Origin of the sequence: Streptomyces virginiae (genome assembly GCF_041432505.1) — a bacterium.
Taxonomy (GTDB): domain Bacteria; phylum Actinomycetota; class Actinomycetes; order Streptomycetales; family Streptomycetaceae; genus Streptomyces; species Streptomyces virginiae_A.
On sequence record NZ_CP107871.1, the window covers coordinates 2146931 to 2170161 of the forward strand.

Annotated in this window: 15 protein-coding genes and 1 tRNA gene; 9 read left to right on the forward strand and 7 right to left on the reverse strand. The window is 70.4% G+C overall.

Annotation, left to right across the window (positions count from 1 at the left end):
* Nucleotides 1-50 precede the first annotated feature (50 nt).
* Nucleotides 51-1043 (forward strand): magnesium/cobalt transporter CorA, encoded by a 993-nt coding sequence (corA, locus tag OG624_RS10115; protein ID WP_033223911.1) that lies wholly within the window; start codon nt 51-53, stop codon nt 1041-1043.
* Here the strand turns inward: corA and OG624_RS10120 are convergent.
* Entirely contained in the window at nt 1021-1851 is an 831-nt protein-coding gene (locus OG624_RS10120; RefSeq protein ID WP_051763576.1) for a hypothetical protein, read from the reverse strand. The genes corA and OG624_RS10120 overlap by 23 nt on opposite strands.
* Nucleotides 1852-2080: 229 nt before the next feature.
* Nucleotides 2081-3130 carry an LLM class F420-dependent oxidoreductase gene (locus tag OG624_RS10125; protein ID WP_033223910.1) on the reverse strand — a complete coding sequence of 350 codons (1050 nt, stop codon included), beginning with the start codon at nt 3128-3130 and terminating at the stop codon, nt 2081-2083.
* A gap of 101 nt (nt 3131-3231) precedes the next feature.
* On the opposite strand from OG624_RS10125, the gene OG624_RS10130 reads away from it, so the two are divergent.
* Entirely contained in the window at nt 3232-4215 is a 984-nt protein-coding gene (locus tag OG624_RS10130) for an aldo/keto reductase (protein ID WP_033223909.1), read from the forward strand.
* A complete protein-coding gene (locus OG624_RS10135; protein WP_371639332.1) occupies nt 4212-6575 on the forward strand; it encodes an ATP-binding domain-containing protein in 2364 nt (787 codons plus the stop codon). Before OG624_RS10130 ends, OG624_RS10135 begins: the two co-directional genes overlap by 4 nt.
* A gap of 85 nt (nt 6576-6660) precedes the next feature.
* Here the strand turns inward: OG624_RS10135 and OG624_RS10140 are convergent, their stop codons facing one another.
* On the reverse strand, nt 6661-7311 hold the full coding sequence (locus tag OG624_RS10140; protein ID WP_033223908.1) for a hypothetical protein: 651 nt from the start codon (nt 7309-7311) through the stop codon (nt 6661-6663).
* 47 nt (nt 7312-7358) lie between these two features.
* On the opposite strand from OG624_RS10140, the gene OG624_RS10145 reads away from it, so the two are divergent.
* On the forward strand, nt 7359-7547 hold the full coding sequence (locus tag OG624_RS10145; RefSeq protein WP_033223907.1) for a DUF5703 family protein: 189 nt from the start codon (nt 7359-7361) through the stop codon (nt 7545-7547).
* Nucleotides 7548-7586: 39 nt separating this feature from the next.
* On the opposite strand, the gene OG624_RS10150 is transcribed toward OG624_RS10145, so the two are convergent.
* From OG624_RS10150 to OG624_RS10160, 3 genes are all read right to left on the reverse strand, one after another.
* Nucleotides 7587-8375 carry a chaplin gene (locus OG624_RS10150; protein WP_051763575.1) on the reverse strand — a complete coding sequence of 263 codons (789 nt, stop codon included), beginning with the start codon at nt 8373-8375 and terminating at the stop codon, nt 7587-7589.
* A gap of 160 nt (nt 8376-8535) precedes the next feature.
* Complete coding sequence (gene chpH / locus OG624_RS10155) at nt 8536-8769, reverse strand: chaplin ChpH (RefSeq protein ID WP_033223906.1); 234 nt, start codon at nt 8767-8769, stop codon at nt 8536-8538.
* A gap of 130 nt (nt 8770-8899) precedes the next feature.
* Nucleotides 8900-10225, reverse strand: a complete 1326-nt coding sequence (locus OG624_RS10160; RefSeq protein WP_030009121.1) for a M20/M25/M40 family metallo-hydrolase — start codon at nt 10223-10225, stop codon at nt 8900-8902.
* 165 nt (nt 10226-10390) lie between these two features.
* Here OG624_RS10160 and OG624_RS10165 point away from each other — a divergent pair.
* Nucleotides 10391-10478 (forward strand) — tRNA-Leu (locus tag OG624_RS10165).
* Nucleotides 10479-10689: 211 nt separating this feature from the next.
* Here OG624_RS10165 and OG624_RS10170 read toward each other — a convergent pair.
* On the reverse strand, nt 10690-11613 hold the full coding sequence (locus OG624_RS10170; protein ID WP_244290907.1) for a LuxR C-terminal-related transcriptional regulator: 924 nt from the start codon (nt 11611-11613) through the stop codon (nt 10690-10692).
* Between the two features lie 512 nt (nt 11614-12125).
* Between OG624_RS10170 and OG624_RS10175 the strand changes: the two genes are divergently transcribed.
* The 4 genes from OG624_RS10175 (at nt 12126) to OG624_RS10190 (ending at nt 23231) form a co-directional block, all read left to right on the forward strand.
* Nucleotides 12126-12365 carry a hypothetical protein gene (locus OG624_RS10175; protein ID WP_328959558.1) on the forward strand — a complete coding sequence of 80 codons (240 nt, stop codon included), beginning with the start codon at nt 12126-12128 and terminating at the stop codon, nt 12363-12365.
* A gap of 49 nt (nt 12366-12414) precedes the next feature.
* On the forward strand, nt 12415-12711 hold the full coding sequence (locus OG624_RS10180; RefSeq protein ID WP_371639333.1) for a hypothetical protein: 297 nt from the start codon (nt 12415-12417) through the stop codon (nt 12709-12711).
* A gap of 198 nt (nt 12712-12909) precedes the next feature.
* Entirely contained in the window at nt 12910-16542 is a 3633-nt protein-coding gene (locus OG624_RS10185) for a LamG-like jellyroll fold domain-containing protein (protein ID WP_371639334.1), read from the forward strand.
* A gap of 95 nt (nt 16543-16637) precedes the next feature.
* Complete coding sequence (locus OG624_RS10190; protein WP_371639335.1) at nt 16638-23231, forward strand: RHS repeat domain-containing protein; 6594 nt, start codon at nt 16638-16640, stop codon at nt 23229-23231.

The window sequence follows — 23231 nt, forward strand, 5'->3', positions numbered from 1 at the left end:
CCAGCGTATGCGCTGCCGCGGGTGTGCGGGCGGGCGGTGGGCAGGGAAGAATGCCCCGCGTGATTGTGGACTGCGCGATTTACCGGGACGGCCGCCGTACCGAGGGACCGGACGATTTCTCTGACGCCCTCGACCAGGCCCGGGCGACCGGTGACGCCTTCCTGTGGGTCGGCATGCACGAGCCGACGGCGAAGGAATTCGACCACGTGAGCCAGGAGTTCGGGCTGCACCCGCTGGCGGTCGAGGACGCGCTGACCGCGCACCAGCGCCCGAAGCTGGAGGTGTACGACGATTCGCTGTTCGTCGTCCTCAAGCCGGTGCTGTACGACGAGGACACGGACACCGTGACCGCGGGCGAGCTGATGGTCTTCATAGGGGATTCGTTCGTCGTCACGGTGCGGCACGGCGAGGGGGCCCCGCTGGCCGCCGTGCGCCACCGGCTGGAGCAGGAGCCGGACGTGCTGCGGCACGGTCCGACGGCGGTGCTGTACGCGGTGTCCGACGCGGTGGTCGACCACTACATCGAGGTGGCGGCCGAGCTGCAGGCGGACCTGGAGGAGCTGGAGGCCGAGGTCTTCGCCCCGAACGCCTCGGACACCAAGAACACCGCCGCCCGGATCTACGGGTTCAAGCGGCAGGTGCTGGAGTTCCGGCGGGCGACGAGCCCGCTGCTCCAGCCGATGGACCGCCTCGCCTTCGGGGAGGTCCCCTTCGTCCACGAACACGCCCAGCCGTTCTTCCGCGATGTCGCCGACCACCTGACCAAGGCGAACGAGTACATCGAGGGCCTGGACCGGCTGCTGTCGGACGCGCTGGCCGCGCACCTGGCGCAGATGGGTCTGCGGCAGAACGACGACATGCGCAAGATCTCGGCCTGGGCGGCGATGGCGGCCGTCCCCACGATGGTGGCGGGCATCTACGGGATGAACTTCGACCACATGCCGGAGCTCCGTCACACCTGGGGCTATCCGGCGGTGCTCGTGGTCATGGCGGGTGCGTGTCTGGGCCTGCACCGGATGTTCAAGCGCCGGGGCTGGCTCTGAGTTCCCGCTCGCGCGCGAGGTGGGAGAGGCCGGGCGCGGCGGTCGGTGCGCCGCCGAGGGCGTCCAGGTGCTCGGGCAGTCGTAGGTCGACCATCCGGTGCCAGCCGCTGAACCGCTCGTAGGCGTACATCGCGCGGATGCCGGCGGCGAGCGCGGCCGCCTTGGGGGCGGGCCAGTGCAGCAGCCGTCCCATGTGGCTCATGACGGCGAGGCTCACGTCGCGGTAGACGGAGATCTCGGCGAGCGCGCTCTCGCGGAGCACCCGCTGGATGGTCCGGCCGTATCCGGACCGGGCCAGGCGCAGCAGTTCCTCGTGGCAGTAGGCGAGGTGGTTGTCCTCGTCGTGGCTGATCATGTGGATGGCCTTGCCCACCTCGGCGTGGTCGCCGAAGTACCGGACGAGCATGTCCATCTGGTCGGCGGCGCGCTGTTCGGTGACGCGGCTGTGCGCGAGGTAGACGACGATGTCCTCCTCGGTCAGGGCCACCTCCCGGCGCAGCTTCTCGTGCGCGAGGCCGATGCCGCGGCGCTCCAGCAGCATCGTGTAGTCGGTCTCGGGGGGTACCGGGACGGCGGGCAGGCCGCGCTTGCGGAGCAGGGCGTGGAAGATCCGGCCGTGCTTGTCCTCGTCGGCGCCGTGTCGGGTGATCTTGGGCGCGAGGTGGCGCATGCCGTCCGGCACCAGGGCCGCGATGCGGGCGTTCTCCCAGCCGCCCTGGGTCTCCCCGCTGGCGGCGATGGAGCAGAACAGCTGGAAGGAGTCGTCGTTGTCGACGATCTCCTGGAACAGGCTGCGGGCAGAGAGCATGGAACGAGTCAAACGCCGGTGGCCGGGGCGGGCAACCGATAGGTCGCACCACTCGTCCGAATGAACGAAATCGCGGGGTGGGCCGCCGAGCGTAACCCGGCGGGCGTTCCCGGCGTTGTTCGCTGTGTCGGCCGTGGCGGGGAAGACCCCCCGAGCCCCCACCACGGCCGCAGAAGCGTTCACCGGTGCCGGCGTCACCCGCCGGCGTCCGGATCGACCGATCGGGCGATCAGGCGAGACCCGCCCGCTCCATGGCCTCGGTGCCGGCGCGCAGGGCGGCGATCCGCTCGTCCAGGGTGAATCCGGCCGGGGCCAGCGTCAGGGTGGTGACCCCGGCCTCCGCGTAGGCCCGCATCCCGTCGGCGATCCGCTCGACCGGGCCGAGCAGCGTGGTCGAGTCGATCAGCGAGTGCGGGACCGCCTCGGCCGCGCCGTTCTTGTCGCCCGCCAGGTACTTGTCCTGGATCTCGGCGGCCTCCTTCTCGTAGCCCATGCGCTGCGCCAGCTGGTTGTAGAAGTTCTGCTTCCGGCTGCCCATGCCGCCCACGTAGAGGGCGGTGTAGGGGCGGAACATGTCCGCGAGCGCGTTCACGTCCTCGCCGAGGGCCAGCGGCACGGTCGGGCAGACGTCGAAGCCCTCCATCGTGAGCCCGGCCTTCTCGCGGCCCGCCCGGATGTGGGTGAGCGCGGTGGCCTCCAGGTGCTCGGCGGCCGGGAAGATCAGCAGCGCGCCGTCGGCGATCTCGCCGGTCTGCTCCAGGTTCTTCGGCCCGATGGCGGCGATGTAGAGCGGGATGTGCTCGCGCTCGGGGTGCACGGTCAGCTTGAGCGGCTTGCCCGGGCCGCCCGGGAGCGGCAGGGTCCAGTGCTCACCCTCGTAGGAGAGGCGCTCACGGGTCATGGCCTTGCGGACGATCTCCACGTACTCACGGGTGCGGGCCAGCGGCTTGTCGAACTTGACGCCGTACCAGCCCTCGGAGACCTGCGGGCCCGAGACGCCGAGGCCGAGCCGGAAGCGGCCCTTGGTCAGCGAGTCGAGGGTGGCCGCGGTCATGGCGGTCATCGCGGGCTGACGGGCCGGGATCTGCAGGATCGCCGAACCCACGTCGATGCGTTCGGTCTGGGCGGCGACCCAGGCGAGCACGGTCGGCGCGTCGGAGCCGTAGGCCTCGGCGGCCCAGCAGACGTCGTAACCCAGACGGTCGGCCTCCTGGGCGACGGCGAGGTTGTCGGCGTCCATGCCCGCGCCCCAGTAACCAAGATTGATGCCGAGCCGCATGTGTTCGTCCCCTTACCGGTTTACCGATCAGTAACGTTGGTGTGCGGGGACTGTAGCGCGCCAAGGTGCTCCGCGTCAGCGCCCCAGTAGTCTCAGCGCTCATGGAGCAGAGGCATCTCGGCCGCACCGGACTGCGCGTTTCCCGGATCGGCCTCGGCACCCTCACCTGGGGCCGCGACACCGGCGAGGAAGCGGCCGCCGAGCAGGTGAAGACGTTCTGGGAGGCGGGCGGCACGCTCGTCGACACCGCCGACGTGTACGGCGGCGGTGAGGCGGAGTACCTCCTCGGGCGGCTGGTGGGCGGGCTGGTCCCGCGCCGGGACCTGGTGATCGCGACCAAGGCGGGCAGCGTGCCGGACCCCGACCGGAGGTTCGACGGCTCGCGCGGGCACCTGCTCGCCGCCCTCGACGCCTCGCTGGACCGGCTGGGTACCGACCACGTCGACCTGTGGCAGGTGCACGCCTTCGATCCCGCGACCCCGCTGGAGGAGACCCTGCAGGCGCTGGACCTGGCGGTGAGCAGCGGCCGGGCCCGGTACGCGGGGCTGGCGGGCTTCTGCGGCTGGCAGCTGGCGAAGGCGGCGACGTGGCAGCTCGCGGCCCCCGGGGTGCGCACCCGGATCGCCTCGACGCAGATGGAGTACTCCCTGCTCCAGCGCGGGGTGGAGCGCGAGGTGCTGCCGGCCGCGCTGGACCTCGGGATCGGCCTGCTGCCGTCCTCGCCGCTGGGCCGCGGGGTGCTGACGGGCAAGTACCGGGACGGCACTCCGGCCGACTCCCGGGGCGCCTCCGAGTCGCTGGCCGCCCTGGTGGACCCGTACCTGGACGAGGCGGCGGGGCGGATCGTGGACGCGGTGGTGACGGCGGCCCAGGGGCTGGCCGTGACCCCGCTCCAGGTGGCCCTGGCATGGATCCGGGACCGGCCGGGGGTGGTGGCGCCGATCGTCGGCGCGCGGACGTCCGCACAGCTCGGGGCGGCGCTGTCGGTGGAGGCCCTTAGTCTTCCGGAGGAGATCTGCCGGGCGCTGGACGATGTTTCGGCTCCGGTGCACCGCTACCCCGATCAGGACTGGAGCACGCTGTGAGTACGGACCCTCAGGCCGATACCGCTGCCGCGGAGAACCCGGCCACCCCGGAGGCCGAGCCGTCCGCAGCCGCCGAAGCGGAAGCGGACCCGGCGGCCGACACGGACCGGACCGGGCCGGACGGGTCCGGGACCGCCGAACCGGCCGGGGCCGAGGACGGGGCCGGGCCGGCCGCCGTGCACGGCGAAGCCGGTGAGGGGGGTCCGGGGGCGGAGCCCCCGGTTTCGGGAAGGGGCGGGGAGGGGGAAAGCCCCGCAGGGCCCGAGACCGAGACCGAGACCGGTTCGGGGGCTGATGGTGGGGCCGACGCGGACGCCGGGGCCGATCCCGAGGGCACCGCCGAGCCGGCCGCCGAGGCCCCGGCGACGCCCGCGCTCTCCGAGGCCCAGGCCGAGTTGGCCGCCCAGCGGATCGAGCGGGAGCGGATCGCCCGGCGCAAGGCCGAGCGGGAGGCGCCCGTCGCGGCCGGGGCGAAGCTCAGCGGGAAGGCCGCCGACCTGCTGGCCGCCGTACGGGCCGTGGAGGGCGGTGCGAAGCCCTCTTCCGTGTACTTCGACGATGCTCCGGCCGCCCCCCGCAAGGCGCCGGTCGCGCCCCCGGCCCCGCGCCCCGCCGCCCCGGCCGCGGTGGCCGCCTCCGTGCCCTCCGCCGACACCGTCGAGGGCGTACGGGCCGTACTGGCCCGTGGTGGCGCCCCCGAGGCACTGGCCGGTCCGGCCGCCGCGGCGCTGGGCGAGGACGCCGCCGGGCAGCTCACCGAGAACCCCTGGCGGCTGCTGTCGCTCCCGGCCGTACGCCCGACCCAGGCCGACGGCTTCGCCCGGGCCCTGCTGGGCGCCGAGGCGGGCCCCGGGGACGAGCGCCGCACCACCGTCCTGGTGGGCTGGCTGCTGACCCAGGCCGGGCTGAAGGGGCACACCGCGCTGGAGGCCCCGGTCCTGGAGAAGGCCTTGGCCCAGTACGGCGTCCCGGATCCGGCCGAGGCGCTGGAACTGGCCATCGCAGAAGGCTCGGTGCTGGTCTTCCACGAGCCGCTGGGGCCGCCGGTCGCCGGACCCTCCGAGAACGCCGCAGACGCCGAGGACGCCGAGGACGCGGAGCAGCCGGTACGGGTGCTCGTGGGCCTGGAGGGTGCCGCCATGGCCGAGGAGAGCCTGGCCGACGGCCTGGCCCGGCTGGCCGCCGGTACCTTCGACGCGTCCGAGGACTGGGAACGGGCCGCCGGGTCCGCGCCGAGCCCCTCCGCCTCCGAGCTGATCCGCGCGGTCGCGGGCCACGGCCTGGTCACCCACACCGGCGGCGAGGCCGCCCGCGCCGAACCGGTGGCCCTGGCCGCCGCGGCCCGGGAGCTGGGCCTGCGGGTCTGTCTGGCCGCGCACGCCCCCGGCGGCGGCCCGGACCGGGTGACCGTGGCGGAGCTGCTGTCCGGGGCCGAGGGGCCCGGGCGGGACACCGACGGCCAGTTCGCGCTGGACCTGCTGGTGGTGCTGGACGCCCCGCAGCTGGACGTGGAGACCGCGGCCGCGCTGGTGGAGTCCGTACCGGACGGGGCCCGGCTGGTGCTCTGCGGTGACCCGGGTGTGCTCGGGTCCGCCGGGGCCGGGCGGGTGTTCGCCGATGTGCTGGCGGCCCGTACCTGCCCGCAGCTGGTCTCCCGGACCCCCGACCCGGGCCCTCTCGGCGAGCTCGTCTCCGGGGTCGGCATCGGTGAGCTGAACCAGGTCGACGCCCCCGGCAAGGAGGTCGTCATCGTCCCGGTGAAGGACGCCGGGGAGGCCGTGCACCGGGCCGTGCAGCTGGTGGCGGAGTCGGTGCCGCGGGCGTTCGGGATTCCGGCGGACAGCGTGCAGGTGATCACCCCGGGCCACGGCGGCTCGGCGGGCACCCGGGCGCTGAACGCCGCCCTGAAGGAGCGGCTGAACCCCGGTCCGGGCCGCTTCGGCGGCTTCGACCCCGGTGACCGGGTCGTCCACGTGCCGTCCGCCGGGCGGGCGTTGCCGGCCCGCGTGGTGTCGGCCGACGCCGAGGGCCTGCACCTGGAGCGGGCGGGGGCGCGGATCGTCGTGGCGAAGGAGCTCGTCGAGTCCCAGGTGCGGCACGGCTGGGCGGTGACCGCGCACCAGGCCGTGGGAACGCGCTGGCCGGCGGTGGTCGTCGTCCTGCCGGGTGACGCGGCGCAGGCGCTGTCGCGGGACTGGGTCTACACGGCGTTCGGGCGGGGCGAGCGGCACCTGTCCGTGGTGCACGGGGTCGACCAGGCGCTGCCGCACGCGGTGGCCGAGGTCCCCGCGAAGCCGCGTACGACGCGCTTGACGGGCCTGCTGACGGCCCTCGCGACGGCGGGCGCGCAGCCTGGCTGAACCGACACGGTGGCCCCCGCCCCGAAGGGCGGGGGCCACCGTGTCCGGGACCTACGGGGTGGGTCAGGCCGGGGTCAGGCCGGGGTCAGGCCGGGGTCAGGCCCGGTTCCGCGGCCCCGTCCTCGTCGAACTCGTCGACCTCCTCGTCGAAGACGGAGCTGACGTCGAACCGGTGCAGCACGTCCTGCGGATCGATGTGCCCGAAGGGCGAGCCCAGCCACTCCCCCGGTTCCGCCACCTCCTCGGAGGCCGCGATCCAGAGCGTGGAGTCGCCCTCCTCCAGCCCGAAGTCCTTGGAGCGGGAGGCGATCTCGTCGGGCTCGTACTCCCCGAAGAGGACGCCCAGCGCGTCGGCGCTGCCGCCGTCCTGGACGAAGTCGGCGTCCCGGTCGTGTGCGGCGACCCGCTCGGCCTGGGCGATCAGTCGGGCCGGTTCGACCACGGCGTAGTCGCGGCGGATGAGCACGCTGAAGGCGGCGGGCTCGGCGGGCCCGGTGTAGGGGACGCCGTCCTCGGGCGTGGGGATCTCGAAGGGGGTGACCTCGTCGTACCGGTCGTAGAGGAGTTCGTCGTACACCTCGGCCGCGGCGGCGAGTTCGTTGAACGCGGCGTAGACGTCCGGATCCTCGTCCCCGATCCTGCGCTCGACCGCGGCGAGGTGACGGTCGAGCGCGGCCTTGACCGCCTCGGCGGCGGCACGTACCTCGGCAACAGTGGGCAGATCGGCATCAGACATAGAGCAGACGCTATCCGTAGCAGGGCTCTGCCCGCACAATAGATGCGATGCCGGAATACGAATTTGTCGACGTGTACGTGCCCCGCGGTGTTCCTCGCACGGAGGCGACCCGCCTGCTGACCGACCATGCCGAGTACGGGAACTGGGAACTCGACCGGCTGAGCCTGTACCGGGACGGCAGTCGTCGTGTGCGACTGCGCCGCCGGATCATCCGTCAGGTCCGCGCGACCTGGTGACGCGGGCCCCGGGGGCGGGGCCCGCGTCGTGAGCGTCCGTCAGGCGGCGTTGCGGGCCCGCCGGTAGAGCACGGTGCCGGCGAGCAGCAGGCCGCCCGCGAGCGGCAGCCCGGCGGTGAGGACGTCGCCGGACCCGGTGGCGGCGAGACCGCCGGCCTGACCCGGGGTGTGCCCGGTCCCCGGACCGGGGTGCGTGACCGGGGTGCCGGGACCGCCGCCGGGGTTGGTCGGCGTGCCCGGGTTGCCGGGCGTACCGGGACCACCGGGGTTGCCCGGGGTGCCCGGACCGCCGGGGTTACCGGGGGTGCCCGGACCGCCGGGGTTGCCCGGAGTGCCCGGTCCGCCCGGGTTACCGGGACCACCGGGGTTACCCGGCCCGCCCGGGTTACCGGGACCGCCCGGGTTGCCCGGACCACCGGGGTTACCGGGACCACCGGGGTTACCGGGACCACCGGGGTTACCGGGACCACCAGGGTTACCCGGCCCGCCCGGGTTGCCCGGGTGGTCGTCGCACGGTTCGTCGTCGCCCGGGAGCTCCGGCTTCGGGGGCTTCGGCGGCTTGGGCTTGGCGTGGCCCGAGCCGTTCGCGCAGCTGTTGCCGAAGGCCGGGTTGAGGGCTCCCACCACGGTGATCGTGTTCCCGCAGGCGTTCACCGGTGCGTCCACGGGCACCTGCAGGTTGTTCCCGGACAGCAGGCCCGGTGAGTTCGTGGCGTGCCCCGAGGCCCCGGAGTCCGCGTGTGCGTAACCCCCGCCCATCGCGAGGACACCCCCCGCGGCCGCCATGGTGATCAGGGTCTTCCTGGTGACCTGTGCCGGTCGTCGCATCTGTACTCGTCCCCTGGTGTGTACGTTTCGGCCGTCGTTCGACGGCCCGGCCGTCCTGGCTCCCCCGCCCGGTACGCCGGAAGTGAGTGAAATCCGGGCCGAAAAGCCCGGTGGCCCCGGAGCGCTGGGATGCGCTCCGGGGCCGAAGACTTCAGACGCGTCAGGCGTTGACGCAGGTGTTGCCGAAGGCCGGGTTCAGCAGGCCGATGACGGAGACCGTGTTACCGCAGACGTTCACGGGGACGTGAACGGGAACCTGCAGCACGTTGCCGGACAGGACACCGGGCGAACCGATGGCCGCACCCTGCGCACCCGCATCGGCGTGGGCCAGACCCGCACCCGCGAGAACCAGGCCACCGGTAGCAGCCGCAGCGGCGACAACCTTCTTGATCATTGTTCCTCCTAGTAGGCAATTGCGGTCCCAGCCGCGGACCGCAACACCTGTAACGAGGAGGGATCACCGGGGCTACGAGCGTATGAGTGCATTCACTCTTCTCAGTGGAATGCGCACACCTTCTCGAATTTCAGGCGTTGTCGATGAATCGGTCGAGCACCCGCACGCCGAACTTCAGCCCGTCGACCGGCACCCGCTCGTCCACACCGTGGAACATCCCGGCGAAGTCCAGCTCCGGCGGCAGCTGCAGCGGCGCGAAGCCGAAGCAGCGGATGCCGAGGTCGTCGAAGGACTTGGCGTCCGTACCGCCCGAGAGCATGTACGGGACGGCCCGCGCGATCGGGTCCTCGGCCTTCAGGGCGCCCTGCATGGCGTCCACCAGCCGGCCGTCGAAGTCCGTCTCCAGCGCCTTGTCGCCGTGCACGTCCTCCCGCTTCACGCGCGGGCCGAGGATCCGGTCCAGGTCGGCGAAGAACTCGTCCTCGTAACCGGGCAGGAAACGGCCGTCGACGTGGGCCGTCGCCTGGCCTGGGATGACGTTGACCTTGTAGCCGGCGCCGAGCATCGTCGGGGCCGCCGAGTTGCGCAGCGTCGCGCCGACCATCTTGGCGATGCCGCCGAGCTTGGCGAGCGTCGCGTCCATGTTGTCCGGGTCCAAGGGGGTCCCGAGCGCGTCGGAGAGCTCGTCCAGGAAGCTGCGTACCGTCTTGGTGACGCGGACCGGCCACTGGTGGCGGCCGAGTCTGCCGACGGCCTCGCAGAGTTCCGTGATGGCGTTGTCGCTGTTGGTCATGGAGCCGTGGCCCGCGGTGCCCTCCACCGTGAGCCGCATCCAGTGCATGCCCTTCTGGGCGGTCTCCACGAGGTAGAGCCGCAGGTTCTCGTTCACCGTGAAGGAGAACCCGCCGACCTCGCCGATCGCCTCGGTGACGCCCTCGAACAGGCCCGGGTGCTTGTCCACTAGATGCCGGGCGCCGTAGATGCCACCGGCCTCCTCGTCGGCGAGGAAGGCCAGCACGATGTCCCGCGGGGGCTTGCGTCCGCTGCGCATCCGGTCGCGTACGACGGCCAGCGTCATCGCGTCCATGTCCTTCATGTCGACGGCGCCGCGGCCCCACACGCAGCCGTCGGCGATCTCGCCCGCGAAGGGGTCGTACGTCCAGTCGGCGGCGTTGGCCGGAACCACGTCGGTGTGCCCGTGGATCAGCAGCGCCGGCCGCGAGGGATCCTCCCCCTCGATCCGCGCCACGGTCGAGGCGCGCCCCTTGTGCGATTCGAAGATCTGCGGCTCCAGCCCGACCTCGGCGAGCTTCTCGGCGACCCATTCCGCCGCCTTGCGCTCCCCGGGGCCCGAGTGGTCCCCGTAGTTGCTGGTGTCGATCCGGATGAGGTCCCGGCAGAGGTCGACCACCTCGTCCTCGCCGGAGACGGTCCTGCCCGTGCTCGACTCGCTCACGCTGCTTCCTCCCACTGATCAGTACCGAACCCCCATCCTCCCGCTCCTGGCCGCTCTGCCCAAGGGCGATCCCCGGTCGTCGGGGGGTGTGATCGAGGACCCCGGAATGTTTGGTAATGTTTTCCACGTCGGAACGGCCCGCGAGGGACGCGAGACAGACACCTTGTCCGGGTGGCGGAATGGCAGACGCGCTAGCTTGAGGTGCTAGTGCCCTTTATCGGGCGTGGGGGTTCAAGTCCCCCCTCGGACACCATGGTCAATCGACCAGATGGAGCCGGTCAAAGCGACGTGATGTCGCTTTGACCGGCTCTGTTGTTTGTAGCGAACGTAGTCCGGCCCCCGGAGGGTGTCGAGCCAGCTGGTGAGCTTGCGCCGGTTGGCGTGGGCGACCCGTGGACGCTTCCGACGGGAACTCCGCCACCACCGTCAACGGGTCTCGTTGCCACCTCGCGTGCTATCCGGTGCTACAGCCATCCGCGCCTCGTGGCGTTCACCCCTGCCTGGAATCTGCTGACCGCCTCGAGTCTCTCCATCAGGTTGGACATCATGCGGCTGACGGTGCGGGGGGAGACGGAGAGCGTGCGGGCCGCGGCTTCATCCGTGTCGCCCGCGGCGGCGAGGGCCAGGAGCGCTCGTTCCGTGGGGGTGCAGCCGTTGGAGTCGGGGCGAGGAGGCGCCCCGAAGGGTGTACCTGCGGACCAGCACTGCTCGAACAGCGCACGGAGGGCGGTGACGATGCCCGGGCTGAGGATTTCGAGTGCGCCCGCGCGGGGGTTCTCGGGATCGACGGGAATGATGGAGACACGGCGGTCAATGATGATCATTTGTATGGGCACGGTGGGTACGGTGCGCATCTGACCACCGTGCTCCGTCAGCCATCGGGCGTACGCGAGGGTGTCGGGGTCATTGCGGAAGCTGTCGCGGCACACGGCTCGGATGACGACTCCGCGGCGCAGGGCCTCTTCGTTGAGCGGAGTGGCGGCGCTGCGGGCGTCCGGGCGGTGGGCGCCGCCGGGGTTCAGCGACAGGCATTCGAAGTGGGTGGTCCGCTGGAGTTGTTCCAGTCTTGTGCGGATCGCGTCGAGGCCTTCGAGCCGGGTGGCGCTGTCGGACAGTCTCGTGCCGAGGTGGGCGGCGGCGATGGCCGCTATCTCCGCCCGGGCGCTTTCCACCTGGGCCTGGCGTTCAGCGATCTCCGCCTCGGCGGAGGCCAGCAGCGTGGCGAGTCCGATTTCGGGGCTGACCGGGCGGAGGCCGGCCCCGGTCTGGCCCGACGGTTTGAGCAGGGCGAGGCGGGCGAGTTCGTCGAGGGCGCTCCGTGTCGCCTGCTCGTCCAGTCCGGTGTCCGCGACGAGGGCGGCCACCCCGTGGTCAGGTCGCTCGAGCATCGCCCGATAAACAGCTTCTGCGTGGGCAGACAAGCCCAGCCACTGCAACATGAGATCCCCCCAGATACGAAGCCTTGATCGTAAAGGATGTTGCAGGCAATTTTCGGAGGCGGTTTTTCCTGAAAGGTGGAGTTTTGCCGGCTGAGGCGGTGTGGGTGGAGAAAATCGCGGGCCGGCGGATCGACCGATTTGCGATGCATACCCACTGTTCGGGGGGGGGAGCGGTGCGTATCGGTACGGGTGGCTGCGTGCTGCCGCACCGACGCCATGACGCGAACCGCTTGACCCGCCTAAGCACCTCCCCGCCGCCCGCCGCCCGCCGCCCGCCGCTTCGTCCGGCGACCGCTTCCGCTCCTGACGCTCGAGCCTGGCGTGGTTCGGCTGCGGACAGGACCCAGGTGGCGTCAAGGCGCCAGGCGCCTTGACGCCACTCGCTTGCTAGTGACACCGGCCCACGGCGCGGACAGGCTTGCTCCATCGCACACGGCATTTCCCTGAATGGGGGAGATGAGATGAATCCGTCGGCCAGCACGCCTATTGGGGTTGAGTTCTTCATGTCCTACGTTGCCGCACGCCTGCTCGTGCCCGCCGCACTCCTCGCCGCCATCGGATCCGGTGTGTTCGTTCTCGGCCTCTCGGAAACGCGGCACACGACTGCGGGCGACGGTTTCGGGTGGAGCAGCACGCACCAAGTGCTGGCCGGCGATGGCTACGGATGGAGCGCGCCGCGAGACGGTATCGCCCACCCGTAGCTTCGCTTTTCGATGCAGAGCGAGAAAGGCAAACCCGCCGGAAGTCGCCATGTATATGATCACATTCAAATTGCTCGGCTCCTGTGGATCAGTCACAGCCCCGAACGATGTCAGGGACCTGCTTACGGCCCACTTTGCTCCTGCGGACGGCATCGAGCACGTGACCGCAACGGCGGATGCGGGAGACGATCGCATCGATCTGGTTCTCTTCTCCCTCGCCAACTCGGAAGCCGAGGCCATGCTCACCGCTCGCGCAGCGTGTCTGCGCGCCCTTGAGCGCGCACCCGAGCTCATCGCCTGGCGTCTGTCGGACGGCGCCGCCGGCGACGGGCCGGGCATTCGCTGAGCACTCCGGTATTCCGTCAGGAAAGCCCCGGTCGATTGCCCGTCGAAAACAAGCGGACCGGTTCGGATCGAGCACCTTGCGATTTCACGTTCAACTGCCATAGCCGGTGAGGGCGTGGCGCGGCGCCCGGGGAGATCTCCGCGCCATATGAAATGGGAGAAAATGTCTGCAACCCTTGGTCGGCGGCTTTGCCATGCCGTGGCGACCACGCTCGGCCTGGCCATGCTGATGAGTGTCGCTTCGGTGTACACGCCGGTAGCCGCCGTTGCAGATGCGCTGCCGGTCAACGAGGGCGAAAAGGCGCTCAAAGCGGCAGCCGCATCGGGCAAGCCCGTCGAGGTGCTCGGCGAACGGACCGAGTCCACGACGACGTACGCGAATCCGGACGGCAAGTCCTTCCGCCTGGACACCTCGGCCGTGCCGGTCCGGGTCAAGGCGAAGGACGGCGCCGGCTGGGTCGCTCCCGACGCCATGCTGCAGGTCCGCCCGGACGGCACCGTGGGCCCGAAGGCCGCCCTGGCCTCGGTCGGGTTCTCGGGCGGCGGCGATTCGAGTCTGGTCACCATCGAGCACGGCGGACGGACGATGTCCCTGGGCTGGCAGGGGGGCAAGCTGCCCAAGCCCGTGCTCGACGGTGACAGCGCCGTGTACCAGGAGGTGCTGCCCGGGGTCGACCTGCGGATGACTGCGACCTTGAAGGGGTTCCGCGAGGTCCTCGTGGTCAAGACGCCGGAGGCGGCGACGAACCCGAAGCTCCAGCGTGTCGAGTTCGACCTCGAGGCGAAGGACGTTCGCCTCAACTCCACCAAGGACGGCGGGCTGTCCGCCACGGACGCCAACGGCAAGCCGGTGTTCAAGGCGCCCCCGGCCCTGATGTGGGACTCGAAGGGCGTGGCCACCTCGCCGGCCATGTCTCCGAAGGCGAAGATGGCCGCGGTCAAGAGCGAGGGCGGCGCACTACCCAAGGCGCCTCTCGGCACGGAGCCCGGCAGCCGTCCCGCCGACGGTCCGGCCCTCGGCTCCGGGGCCGCGAACATGCCCGTCGAGGTCGATGCCGACTCGCTGGCCGTCGTACCGGACTCCTCGCTGCTGAAGCAGAAGGACCCCGCGGCCTTCCCCCTGTACATCGACCCCTCCGTCGCCCTCGACGACGGCACCGAGCACACCGCGCTCCGCAACGACGGCGTCTCCTTCTGGAACTGGGACAACGGCAGCGACGGCCAAGGCAAAGGCATGGGCAAGTGCGGCTCCTGGAACGGCTACTACTGCGGCCCGGGCTACGTACAGCGCCTCTACTTCGAGTTCTCGCCGAACAAGCTCGTCGGCAAGGAAGTCCTGAACGCCCGCTTCCGCGTCACCGAGCCGTGGGCCTTCCAATGCGACCTGCGCAATGTCTGGCTGGTCCGCATGGACGGGGAGATCTCCCCCTCGACGACCTGGGGCAACAAGCCCAACTACGCCGACCTCATGGGCGACCGCTGGCTGTCCGCCGGCCGCGGCTCCGCATGCGATCCCAACTCGCCCGCCGCACCCGTCGAATTCTCGGACAACCTTCCTGAGGAGCCGGACGAGAACCTCACCCCCACCGTCCGCGACTTCGCCAACGGCCGCTACAACCGTCTGAACCTGGAGCTGAGGGCCGAGGACGAGTCGGACACCGCCGCGTGGAAGCGCTTCCGCAACGACGCGGTCCTGTCCGTCGACTACATCGGCAAGCCCAACATGCCCATCTACGTCGGCCTGGTCACGGGCGCGGGGGAGATCTGCTCGAACGACCCGGCCAAGCCGTCGATCGTCTCCGACCCGACGCCGGCCATGACCGCGATCACCGAGACCGTGTGGGGCGGCGAGTCCGGCGCCCAGCTGCGGATCCTCATGCAGACCGAGAAGAAGGAGACCAACGGCACCTGGACCCCGGTCAAGGCCACGGCGGCCGACACCGACTACATCAGTCGGCCGTCCTCGGGATTCGTGGGGGACAACGTCAAGGTCACCAGTGACCCGCCCGCCACGCTGACGGACGGCGCCCAGTACCGCTTCCGGACCTGGACCCGGTCGTACGCGGACGGCAACGAACGAACCAGCGCTCCCAGCGCGGACTGCTACTTCAAGGTCGACTCCAGTGCCCCCAAGGCCCCGACGGTCACCTTCGGAGCTCCGTACAGCCAGTGCACCAGCACCGCGTGCACGGCGGCCGGCAAGCCCGGCCAGGCGGGTCGGTTCACCTTCGCTCCGGCCGCCGGCGACACAGCCACGGCCTTCCAGTACAAGCTGTCCACGGACACCACATGGACCGAGATCGCCGGCTCGAACCCGACCGTCTCGATCACTCCGCCGCTGTCGGGGACGACGAAGCTGAGCGTGAAGGCCAAGGACGCCGTGGGCCGCTGGGGCGCGACGAAGATCGTCGACTTCGTGGTCAAGGAGGGCCCCGACCCGATCGGCCACTGGACCTTCGACGAGGCCTCCGGCCAGGCCATCGACACGTCGACCACCGACCCGGCGCTCAGGAACAACATGTACCTCGCCGCCGGAGCCCAGCGCCCCGCAACCGGCCGACGGGGCTGGGTGCAGACGCCCACCCCGCACGAGGACCGCGCGCTCCAGCTCACGAACGGCCAGTACGCGAACAGCGACAAGCCGGTGTTCGACACCCGTAGCTCCTTCACCGTGGCCGGCTGGGTCCGCCTGGATCGCACGGACGGCACCTTCTCCCTGCTGGCCCAGAGCGGCAAGAACTTCAGCGGTGTCGCCATCACCGCCGCCGCCGGCCAGCCGTGGTCGATGCAGATGGCCACGGACGACACGGCAGGCGGTACCGGCGCGATCAGCCGGCTCACCGGTCCGAACCCGGCGCAGGCCGGGGTGTGGACCCACGTCGCCGCCACGTACAGCGAGTCCACCGACCTCGCGAAGCTGTACGTCAACGGGCGGCTCCAGGGCCAGATGACCGTCACCAACCCCATCGCCTCCACCGGAGTCATGGCAATCGGTGCCGCCAAGCAGTCCGCCGCCTGGACGGAACAGCTCCCGGGCCGGATCGACGAGGTCACGGTCTGGCAGGACGAGAAGAGCGCCGTCGAGGTCAATCAGGACTCCTCGCTCTTCGACCCGGCGACCGGCAAGTCCGCCGTCGACCTGGCCGGAGTCTGGGACCTCACCACGGCCGGCCCAGCCTTCGCCGACAAGTCCGGCAACGGCCGCGCCCTGACCGCGACCACCGGTACGCCCGTCACGGGTGGCGCCCTCGTCCTGAACGGCTCCACCCAGGCGGCCACCGTCGCGGGTCCGGTCGTCGACGACACGGGTTCGTTCACGGTGACGGCCGAGGCGAAGCTCGACAACACCGCCCTCCTCGCCAAACCGAACGGCTACAAGGCCCAGGTCATCGGCCAGCGCACGGCCACCGGTTCCTCCTGGAGCCTGTGGTTCGAGAAGACCGGCATCCGCCAGGAGCCGGACGAGCAGGACCCGACCAAGATGCTCGACTTCGTCGAGGGCAGTTGGCACTTCGGCCGCCTGACGGCCGACGGCACCGGGACCTCGGTGGCCGGCGACAGCCCGGCCGCGCTCAACGCGGGCGTCCAGGTGACCGGTGTCCACAACGCTCAGGACGGCACCATCACCCTCTACGTGGGCGCGGCCCGCCAGGCCCAGCCCAAGGCCTACACGGCCGGCGTCGGCAGCGGCGAGCTCGCCGTGGGCAAGGGCTTCACCAACAGCGCCTGGGGCAACTTCCTGCCCGGCCAGATCAGGGACATGCGCCTGTGGTCCGGCGCGATGAAGGACGCCCAGCAGGTCACGGACACCGTCTTCGGCTCCGGTAGCTGACCCTCCGGCTCCACCACCGATTTGCCGTGGCCGCCCCGCACAGGGGCGGCCACGGCCTCACCCGTACCCAAAACCCACATCCCCATGGAGCATTCGTGTCCATCCGACCACCAGGCGGAACAATCCGCCGCCGGCTGCCGCTGGCGGCCGCACTGGCCCTGGCCCTCACGGTGCCGGGGGCCATCACCCCGACAGCGCAGGCCGCCGACCTCCCCGGCGCCCCGAAGATCGCCAAGCACAAGGACGCCAAGGTCCGGGCCGTCAACGCCCAGGGCGCCAAGGAAGCCCGGGAGTTGGTGGCCAGGAACCAGGCCGAGAACAAGGTCCAGGCGAACCGGGCCCGCGCCGAGGCCAAGGCCGACTGGCCGAAGGCGGCCACGCTGGAGGGTTCGGCCCTACGGTCGGGCTCGCGCCCGCTGGTCGACGTACGGTCCACGGCTCGGGTCAAGAGCCCGCTGCTCAATCCGTCCGTACCCAAGGGGCCGGCGGCGCCCGCCGCGGCTCCGGAGGGAGCGGTCGGGAAGTCGACCGTCAAGGTCCTCGACCAGAAGGCGGCCGAGAAGGCCGGGATCACCGGCGTGCTCTTCTCGGCCACCGGTCCCACCAACGGGCCGGCGCAGCTGACCGTCGATTACGGCTCCTTCGCCTCGGCGGTCGGTGGCAGCTGGTCCACCCGCTTGGGGCTGGTCAGCCTGCCCGCCTGTGCGCTGACGACGCCCGAGAAGGCGGAGTGCCGAAAGACCACCCCGCTGCCCTCGGCCAACGACATCAAGAACCGCACGGTGACGGCCGACGTCACCTCGCTCCCCGCCGGAACCACGACCACCGCCAAGACCACCGGCAAGACCAAGGCCCCGGCGGCCGAGGCTCCGGCGGTCTTCGCCGTGATGGCGACGGAAACGGCCTCGCCCCAGGGCGGGGGCGACTTCGCGGCAACCCCGCTCTCGGCCTCCTCCAGCTGGGAGTCGGGAGCCGCGTCCGGGGCGTTCGCCTGGTCCTATCCGTTGACGGTTCCGGCCGCCGTGGCGGGTCCCACGCCTTCGCTGTCGCTCTCGTACAGTTCGGGGAACGTCGACGGCCGGACCGCGAACTCCAACAACCAGGGCTCGCAGGTCGGCGAGGGCTTCGACCTGACCTCCTCGTACATCGAGCGCAAGTACGCCTCGTGCGACGACGACGGACAGGATGACAAGTTCGACCTGTGCTGGAAGTACGAGAATGCCTCGCTCGTCCTGAACGGCAAGTCCAGCGAGCTGGTCAAGGACGACGCGACGGGCAAGTGGCGTCTGAAGGACGACGACGCCTCCCAGGTGACCTGGGGGACGGGCGCGGACAACGGCGACAACGACGGCGAGTACTGGAAGGTGGTCACCGGTGACGGTACGACCTACACCTTCGGCCTGAACAAGCTCCCAGGTGCGGGCTCCGAGCGCACCAACTCCACCTGGAGCGTCCCGGTCTTCGGCGACGATTCCGGCGAGCCCGGCTACGGCAAGGGCTCGACCTTCGCCGGCCGCCACGAGACCCAGGCCTGGCGCTGGAACGTGGACATGGTGCAGGACGTTCACGGCAACGCCGCCACCTACTGGTACGCCGCGGAGACGAACGACTACGCGAAGAACGGCGACAAGACCAAACTGCTGCCCTACACGCGCGGCGGCACTCTCTCCGAGATCCGATACGGCCAGCGCGCGGACTCACTCTTCACCGGCAGGCCCTCCCACAAGGTCACCTTCGACTACAAGGAGCGGTGCTTCGCAGCGAGCTGCACCAACCTGACGAAGGACACCTCGGACAACTGGCCCGACGTCCCCTTCGACTCGATCTGCTCGGCGAGCGAAACCGACTGCCGGGCGTCCGGACCCGCCTTCTTCACCCGCAAGCGAATGACGGCGATCAACACCTTCGCGTGGTCCACGGCCCTGGAGCCGGACAACTACGCCCCGGTGGACACCTTCGACCTGACACAGGAGTACCTGGACCCGGGCGACCTCGGTGACACCAGCGACCAGTCCCTGGTCCTGAAGTCCATCAAGCGCACGGGCAAGAACGGCGGTACGGTCGACGTCCCGCCGGTCGACTTCACCTACCACATGAAGCCGAACCGGGTGGACATCGACGGGGACAACATCGTCCCGCTCAACCGCCCCCGCATCAATACGATCACGTCCGAGACGGGCGCCATCACCACGGTCACTCTCTCCGACCCGCAGTGCGTGCGCGGCTCCAAGATGCCGGTGGCGGAGGATGACAACTCGCTGTCCTGCTACCCGGTGTACTGGCCGATCAACGGCGGTGACCCCAAGCTCGACTGGTTCCACAAGTACAACGTCACGGCGGTCACCATCGCCGACCCGGCCGGGCAGAACGACCTCGTCGAGAACGCCTACGAGTACGCGAACCCGGGCTGGCACCACAACGACGACCCGCTGACCCCCGAGGACGAGCGCACCTGGTCCGACTGGCGCGGCTACGGCAAGGTCACCGCCTACACCGGAGCCGTCGGCAAGACCCGCTCGAAGACCGTGAAGGTCTTCATGCAGGGCATGCGCGGCGACGCCCGCAAGGGCACGACCGCCACCCGCACCACCACTGTCGCGGCCGTACCCGTGCCGGGCCTGACCATCCCCGACATCAACGACGACGACCAGTACGCCGGCTTCCAGCGCCAGCAGATCACCTACGACGGGAACACCCCGCTCTCAGTGTCCGTCACGGACCCGTGGAGCAAGGAGACCGCGAGCCAGCAGAAGTCGTACGCCAACACCAAGGCCTTCTTCGTCCGCCCGCAGAGCGCGTACAAGCACACGTTCCTGACGGGCTCCAACACCTGGCGGACCACCCGTACCGATACCGCCTACGACGCCTACGGCCTGCCGACGTCGATCTCGTCGGCCGGTGACACCGCGAAGACCGGCGACGAGACCTGCACCCGTACCTGGTACGCCCGCAACGACGCCAAGGGCATCTCCGGCCTGCCTTCCCGCGTCCGCACGGTCGGCGCGGAGTGCTCTCTCACCGACGACAAGCTGACCCTGCCCGCCAACTCGGCGACCCGCGGCGACGTGCTGTCGGACCAAGCCACCGTGTACGACGACAACGCCGCAACCGGTTGGACGGCGAACCAGACCCCGACCCTGGGACTGGCGACGTGGACCGGGCGGGCCCAGGCCTACCCGGCGGCGGCCGGTGCCGCGGACCGCAACCCGGCCGGCGCAGCCGGTTGGCAGACCGTCACCAAGACCACCTACGACACGGCCGCCGCCAAGCTCGGGCGTCCGCTGACCGTCAGCGACACAGCCGGGAACACGACGACGACCAGCTACACACCCGCAGCCGCGGGCCCGCTGGAAGTCACAGTGGTCACCGAGCCGAAGCTCGCCTCGAACGGGCAGCAGCACAAGAAGTACAGTTATGTGGACGTGCGCGGCTCGACCGTGCGATCCATCGACGCCAACATGGCCTCGACCTTCCACACCTACGACGGCCTCGGCCGCGTGACCGCCACCTGGCTGCCCAACCGCGGCCAGTCGCAGTCCCCGAACGCCAAGTACGACTACCTCCTGGAACGCGGCAAGCAGCCGTGGACCTCGGTCAGCACGCTGACGGCCGACGGGACGACCTACAAGACGGCCTACACGATCGCCGACGCACTGCTCCGCCCGCTGCAGACGCAGACCCCGTCGCCGAACGGCGGCCGCATCCTGACCGACACCCGCTACGACTCCCGCGGCCTGGCCTACGAGTCGTACGCCGACATCTGGGACAAGGACAAGGGGCCGGAGGGCGTCTACGCCCGCGCCGAGTACGGCAGCACGCCGTCACAGACGGCGACCGTCTTCGACGGCCTCGGCCGACCGATCACTTCCTCGCTCCTCGTCCACGGAGTGCAGAAGCAGTCCACCACCACCAGCTACACCGGTGACTCGACCGCCACCACGGCCGTCCAGGGCGGCACCGCGACCCGCACGATCACCGATGCACTGGGACGGACCGTCGAGACCCGGACCTACTCGGGGATCACGCCGAACGACCCCGCCTACGGCGGAACCGCACCCGGTACCCCGTACACCAGCGTGAAGCAGACGTACACGGTCGACGGCAAGCAGGCCACGACCACCGGTCCGGACAACGCCAAGTGGACGTACGCCTACGACCTCTTCGGCAGGACCACCAGCGCGACGGACCCCGACAAGGGCACCGGTACCACCACCTACACCGCGCTCGACCAGATCGCCACCACGAAGGACTCCCGCAACACGGTCCTGCAGTACGCCTACGACGAGCTCGGTCGCAAGTCCGGTCTGTGGAAGTCGCCGAAGTCCGACGCCAACCAGCTCGCGGCATGGACCTACGACAGCGTCCGCAAGGGGGCTCCCACTGCCTCCACCCGTTACGAGGGCGGCCTCACGGGCAAGGCGTACACCAACTCCGTCACCGCCTACGACACCCTGGGCCGTCCCACGACGACCCGGTTGACCCTGCCCTCCGACGACCCGCTCGTCACCTCGGGCGCCATCGCGGCCACCACCGACACGACGTTGACCTACCGGCTCGACGGGACGTCGAACACAGTGGCAGCACCGGCGGCCGCCGGTCTGCCCGCAGAGACCCTCCAGGTCAACTACAACAACTTCGGCTTGCCGAAGGGGCTTTCCGGTACCACGGACTACGTCCAGGACGTGGCGTACTCCCCGATCGGTGAGCTCGAGCAGCTGACCCTGGCCCGTTCCGCGGCCGCCGGTGTCCGCAAGACGTTCATCGGCAACACCTACGAGGAGGGCACCCGCCGTCTGCTGAAGTCCACGGTCAACGACCAGACCCACAACGGCATGCTGCAGGAACTGACCTACAAATACGACCAGGCCGGCAACGTCCTGTCGATCTTCGACTCGGCCCCGCTCAGCGGCTTCGCCAAGGCCGACAACCAGTGCTTCACCTACGACGCCCAGCGTCGTCTGACCGAGGCCTGGACCCCGAAGACCGCGGACTGCGCCAGCACCGGTCGAACCGCCGCCAACCTCGACGGCGCGGCCCCGTACTGGAACAGCTACACCTACACCGCGTCCGGGCAGCGGGCCACGGAGAAGACCAACACCGGCACCGCGCAGACCCGCACCTACTGCTACGACCCGGCCCGACCGCACGCCGTGGCGGCCACCACCACCGGCGGCACCTGCGCCGGCGTCACCCCGCAGTACACCTACGACGCGACCGGCAACACCACCAAGCGCGCCGAAACCCCCGGCAGCGCCACCTCCCAGACCCTGAACTGGGGTCCGGAGGGCAAGCTCACCAAGACCACGGAGGGCGCCACCGCCACCGACTACGTCTACGACGCCGACGGCGAACTCCTCATCCGCCGCGACCCGGCGGGCGAGACCGTCCTCTACGCGGGATCCAACGAGGTGCACCTCAAGGGTGCCAAGAAGTGGGCCGTCCGCTCCTACAGCCTCGCGGCCGTCAAGGTCGGGGTACTGACCAACGAATCCGGCACCGCCAAGCTGTCCTTCGTCGCGGCCGACGCCCACGGCACCTCGTCCCTGGCCGTCTCCGCCGACGACACCCAGGCGGTGTCCAAGCGCTACACCACCCCCTTCGGCTCCGCACGCGGACCGGCGGCCGCCAACTGGCCGGACGACAAGCGGTTCCTCGACAAGCCGGAGGACACCGGCACGAACCTGACCCACATCGGCGCACGCGAGTACGACGCGGCCCTCGGCCAGTTCATCAGCGTCGACCCCGTACTGAGCCTCGACCAGCACCAGTCCCTCAACGGCTACAGCTACGCGAACAACAGCCCGCTCACCTTCAGCGACCCGACGGGCCTCGAGAGCTGCGGCAGCTACGGCTACTGCGGTGGCGGCGGCTTGACCAACGGCGATTACATCGAGGACGTCGACGACGGCGGCGGCGGCGGTGGCGGCGGTGGCGGCGGTGGCGGTGGCGGCGGTGGCGGTGGCGGCGGTGGCGGCAAGGGGGGCAACGGCGGTTCCGGCAAGCCCGGACCCTTCGTCAGCGTCATCACGCCACTCCCCTACATCCCACCCACCATTGCCGCCCCCGAGTACTCGAAGGAGCGTTCCTGCCAGTTCGACCCGATCCTGGCGTGCAATCCCGAGGACGCCGTGCTCGGAGGTGAGGACCAGGGACCGATCCTGGGCGTGGCGGCTCGCTGGGCCCTGGGAATGCTGTCGCCCGAAATGACCTACGGGGAAAACAGCCCGGTGGTCCAGGACGTGCTGAAGTCCGACCTCACCGCGGCGCACCGGTACCAGATCGGGAACCTGTTCTACGGAGCGGGGCAGCGGTCCGGTGAATTGCAGAAGAACTACATCGGAGACAAGGACGGCTCGGGTCAGACGAGTCAGCTCCGGGACGATCTCGCCGCGATCTCCACGCACGACGACGCCAAACTGGCCACGGCCGTCCTCGGTTCCTACACCACCAAGTACGAGATACTCCGTGAAGGCTTGAACGGTGTCCAGGCGCGCATCACCATCACCAACCCCATGACCATCTCGTCCTTCTCGCACTACGCGACGGGGTACGAGACTCCGTCCCAGCATTGGGTGGAGAGGAATCTCGACCGTGGAGGAGTGTTGGGCTTCGGGCAGGGACAGGCGCAGAAGATCGTCTTTAGGGTCGTCGTCCCACGGAACTACAACTACGGAGCGTCGGCGAAATAA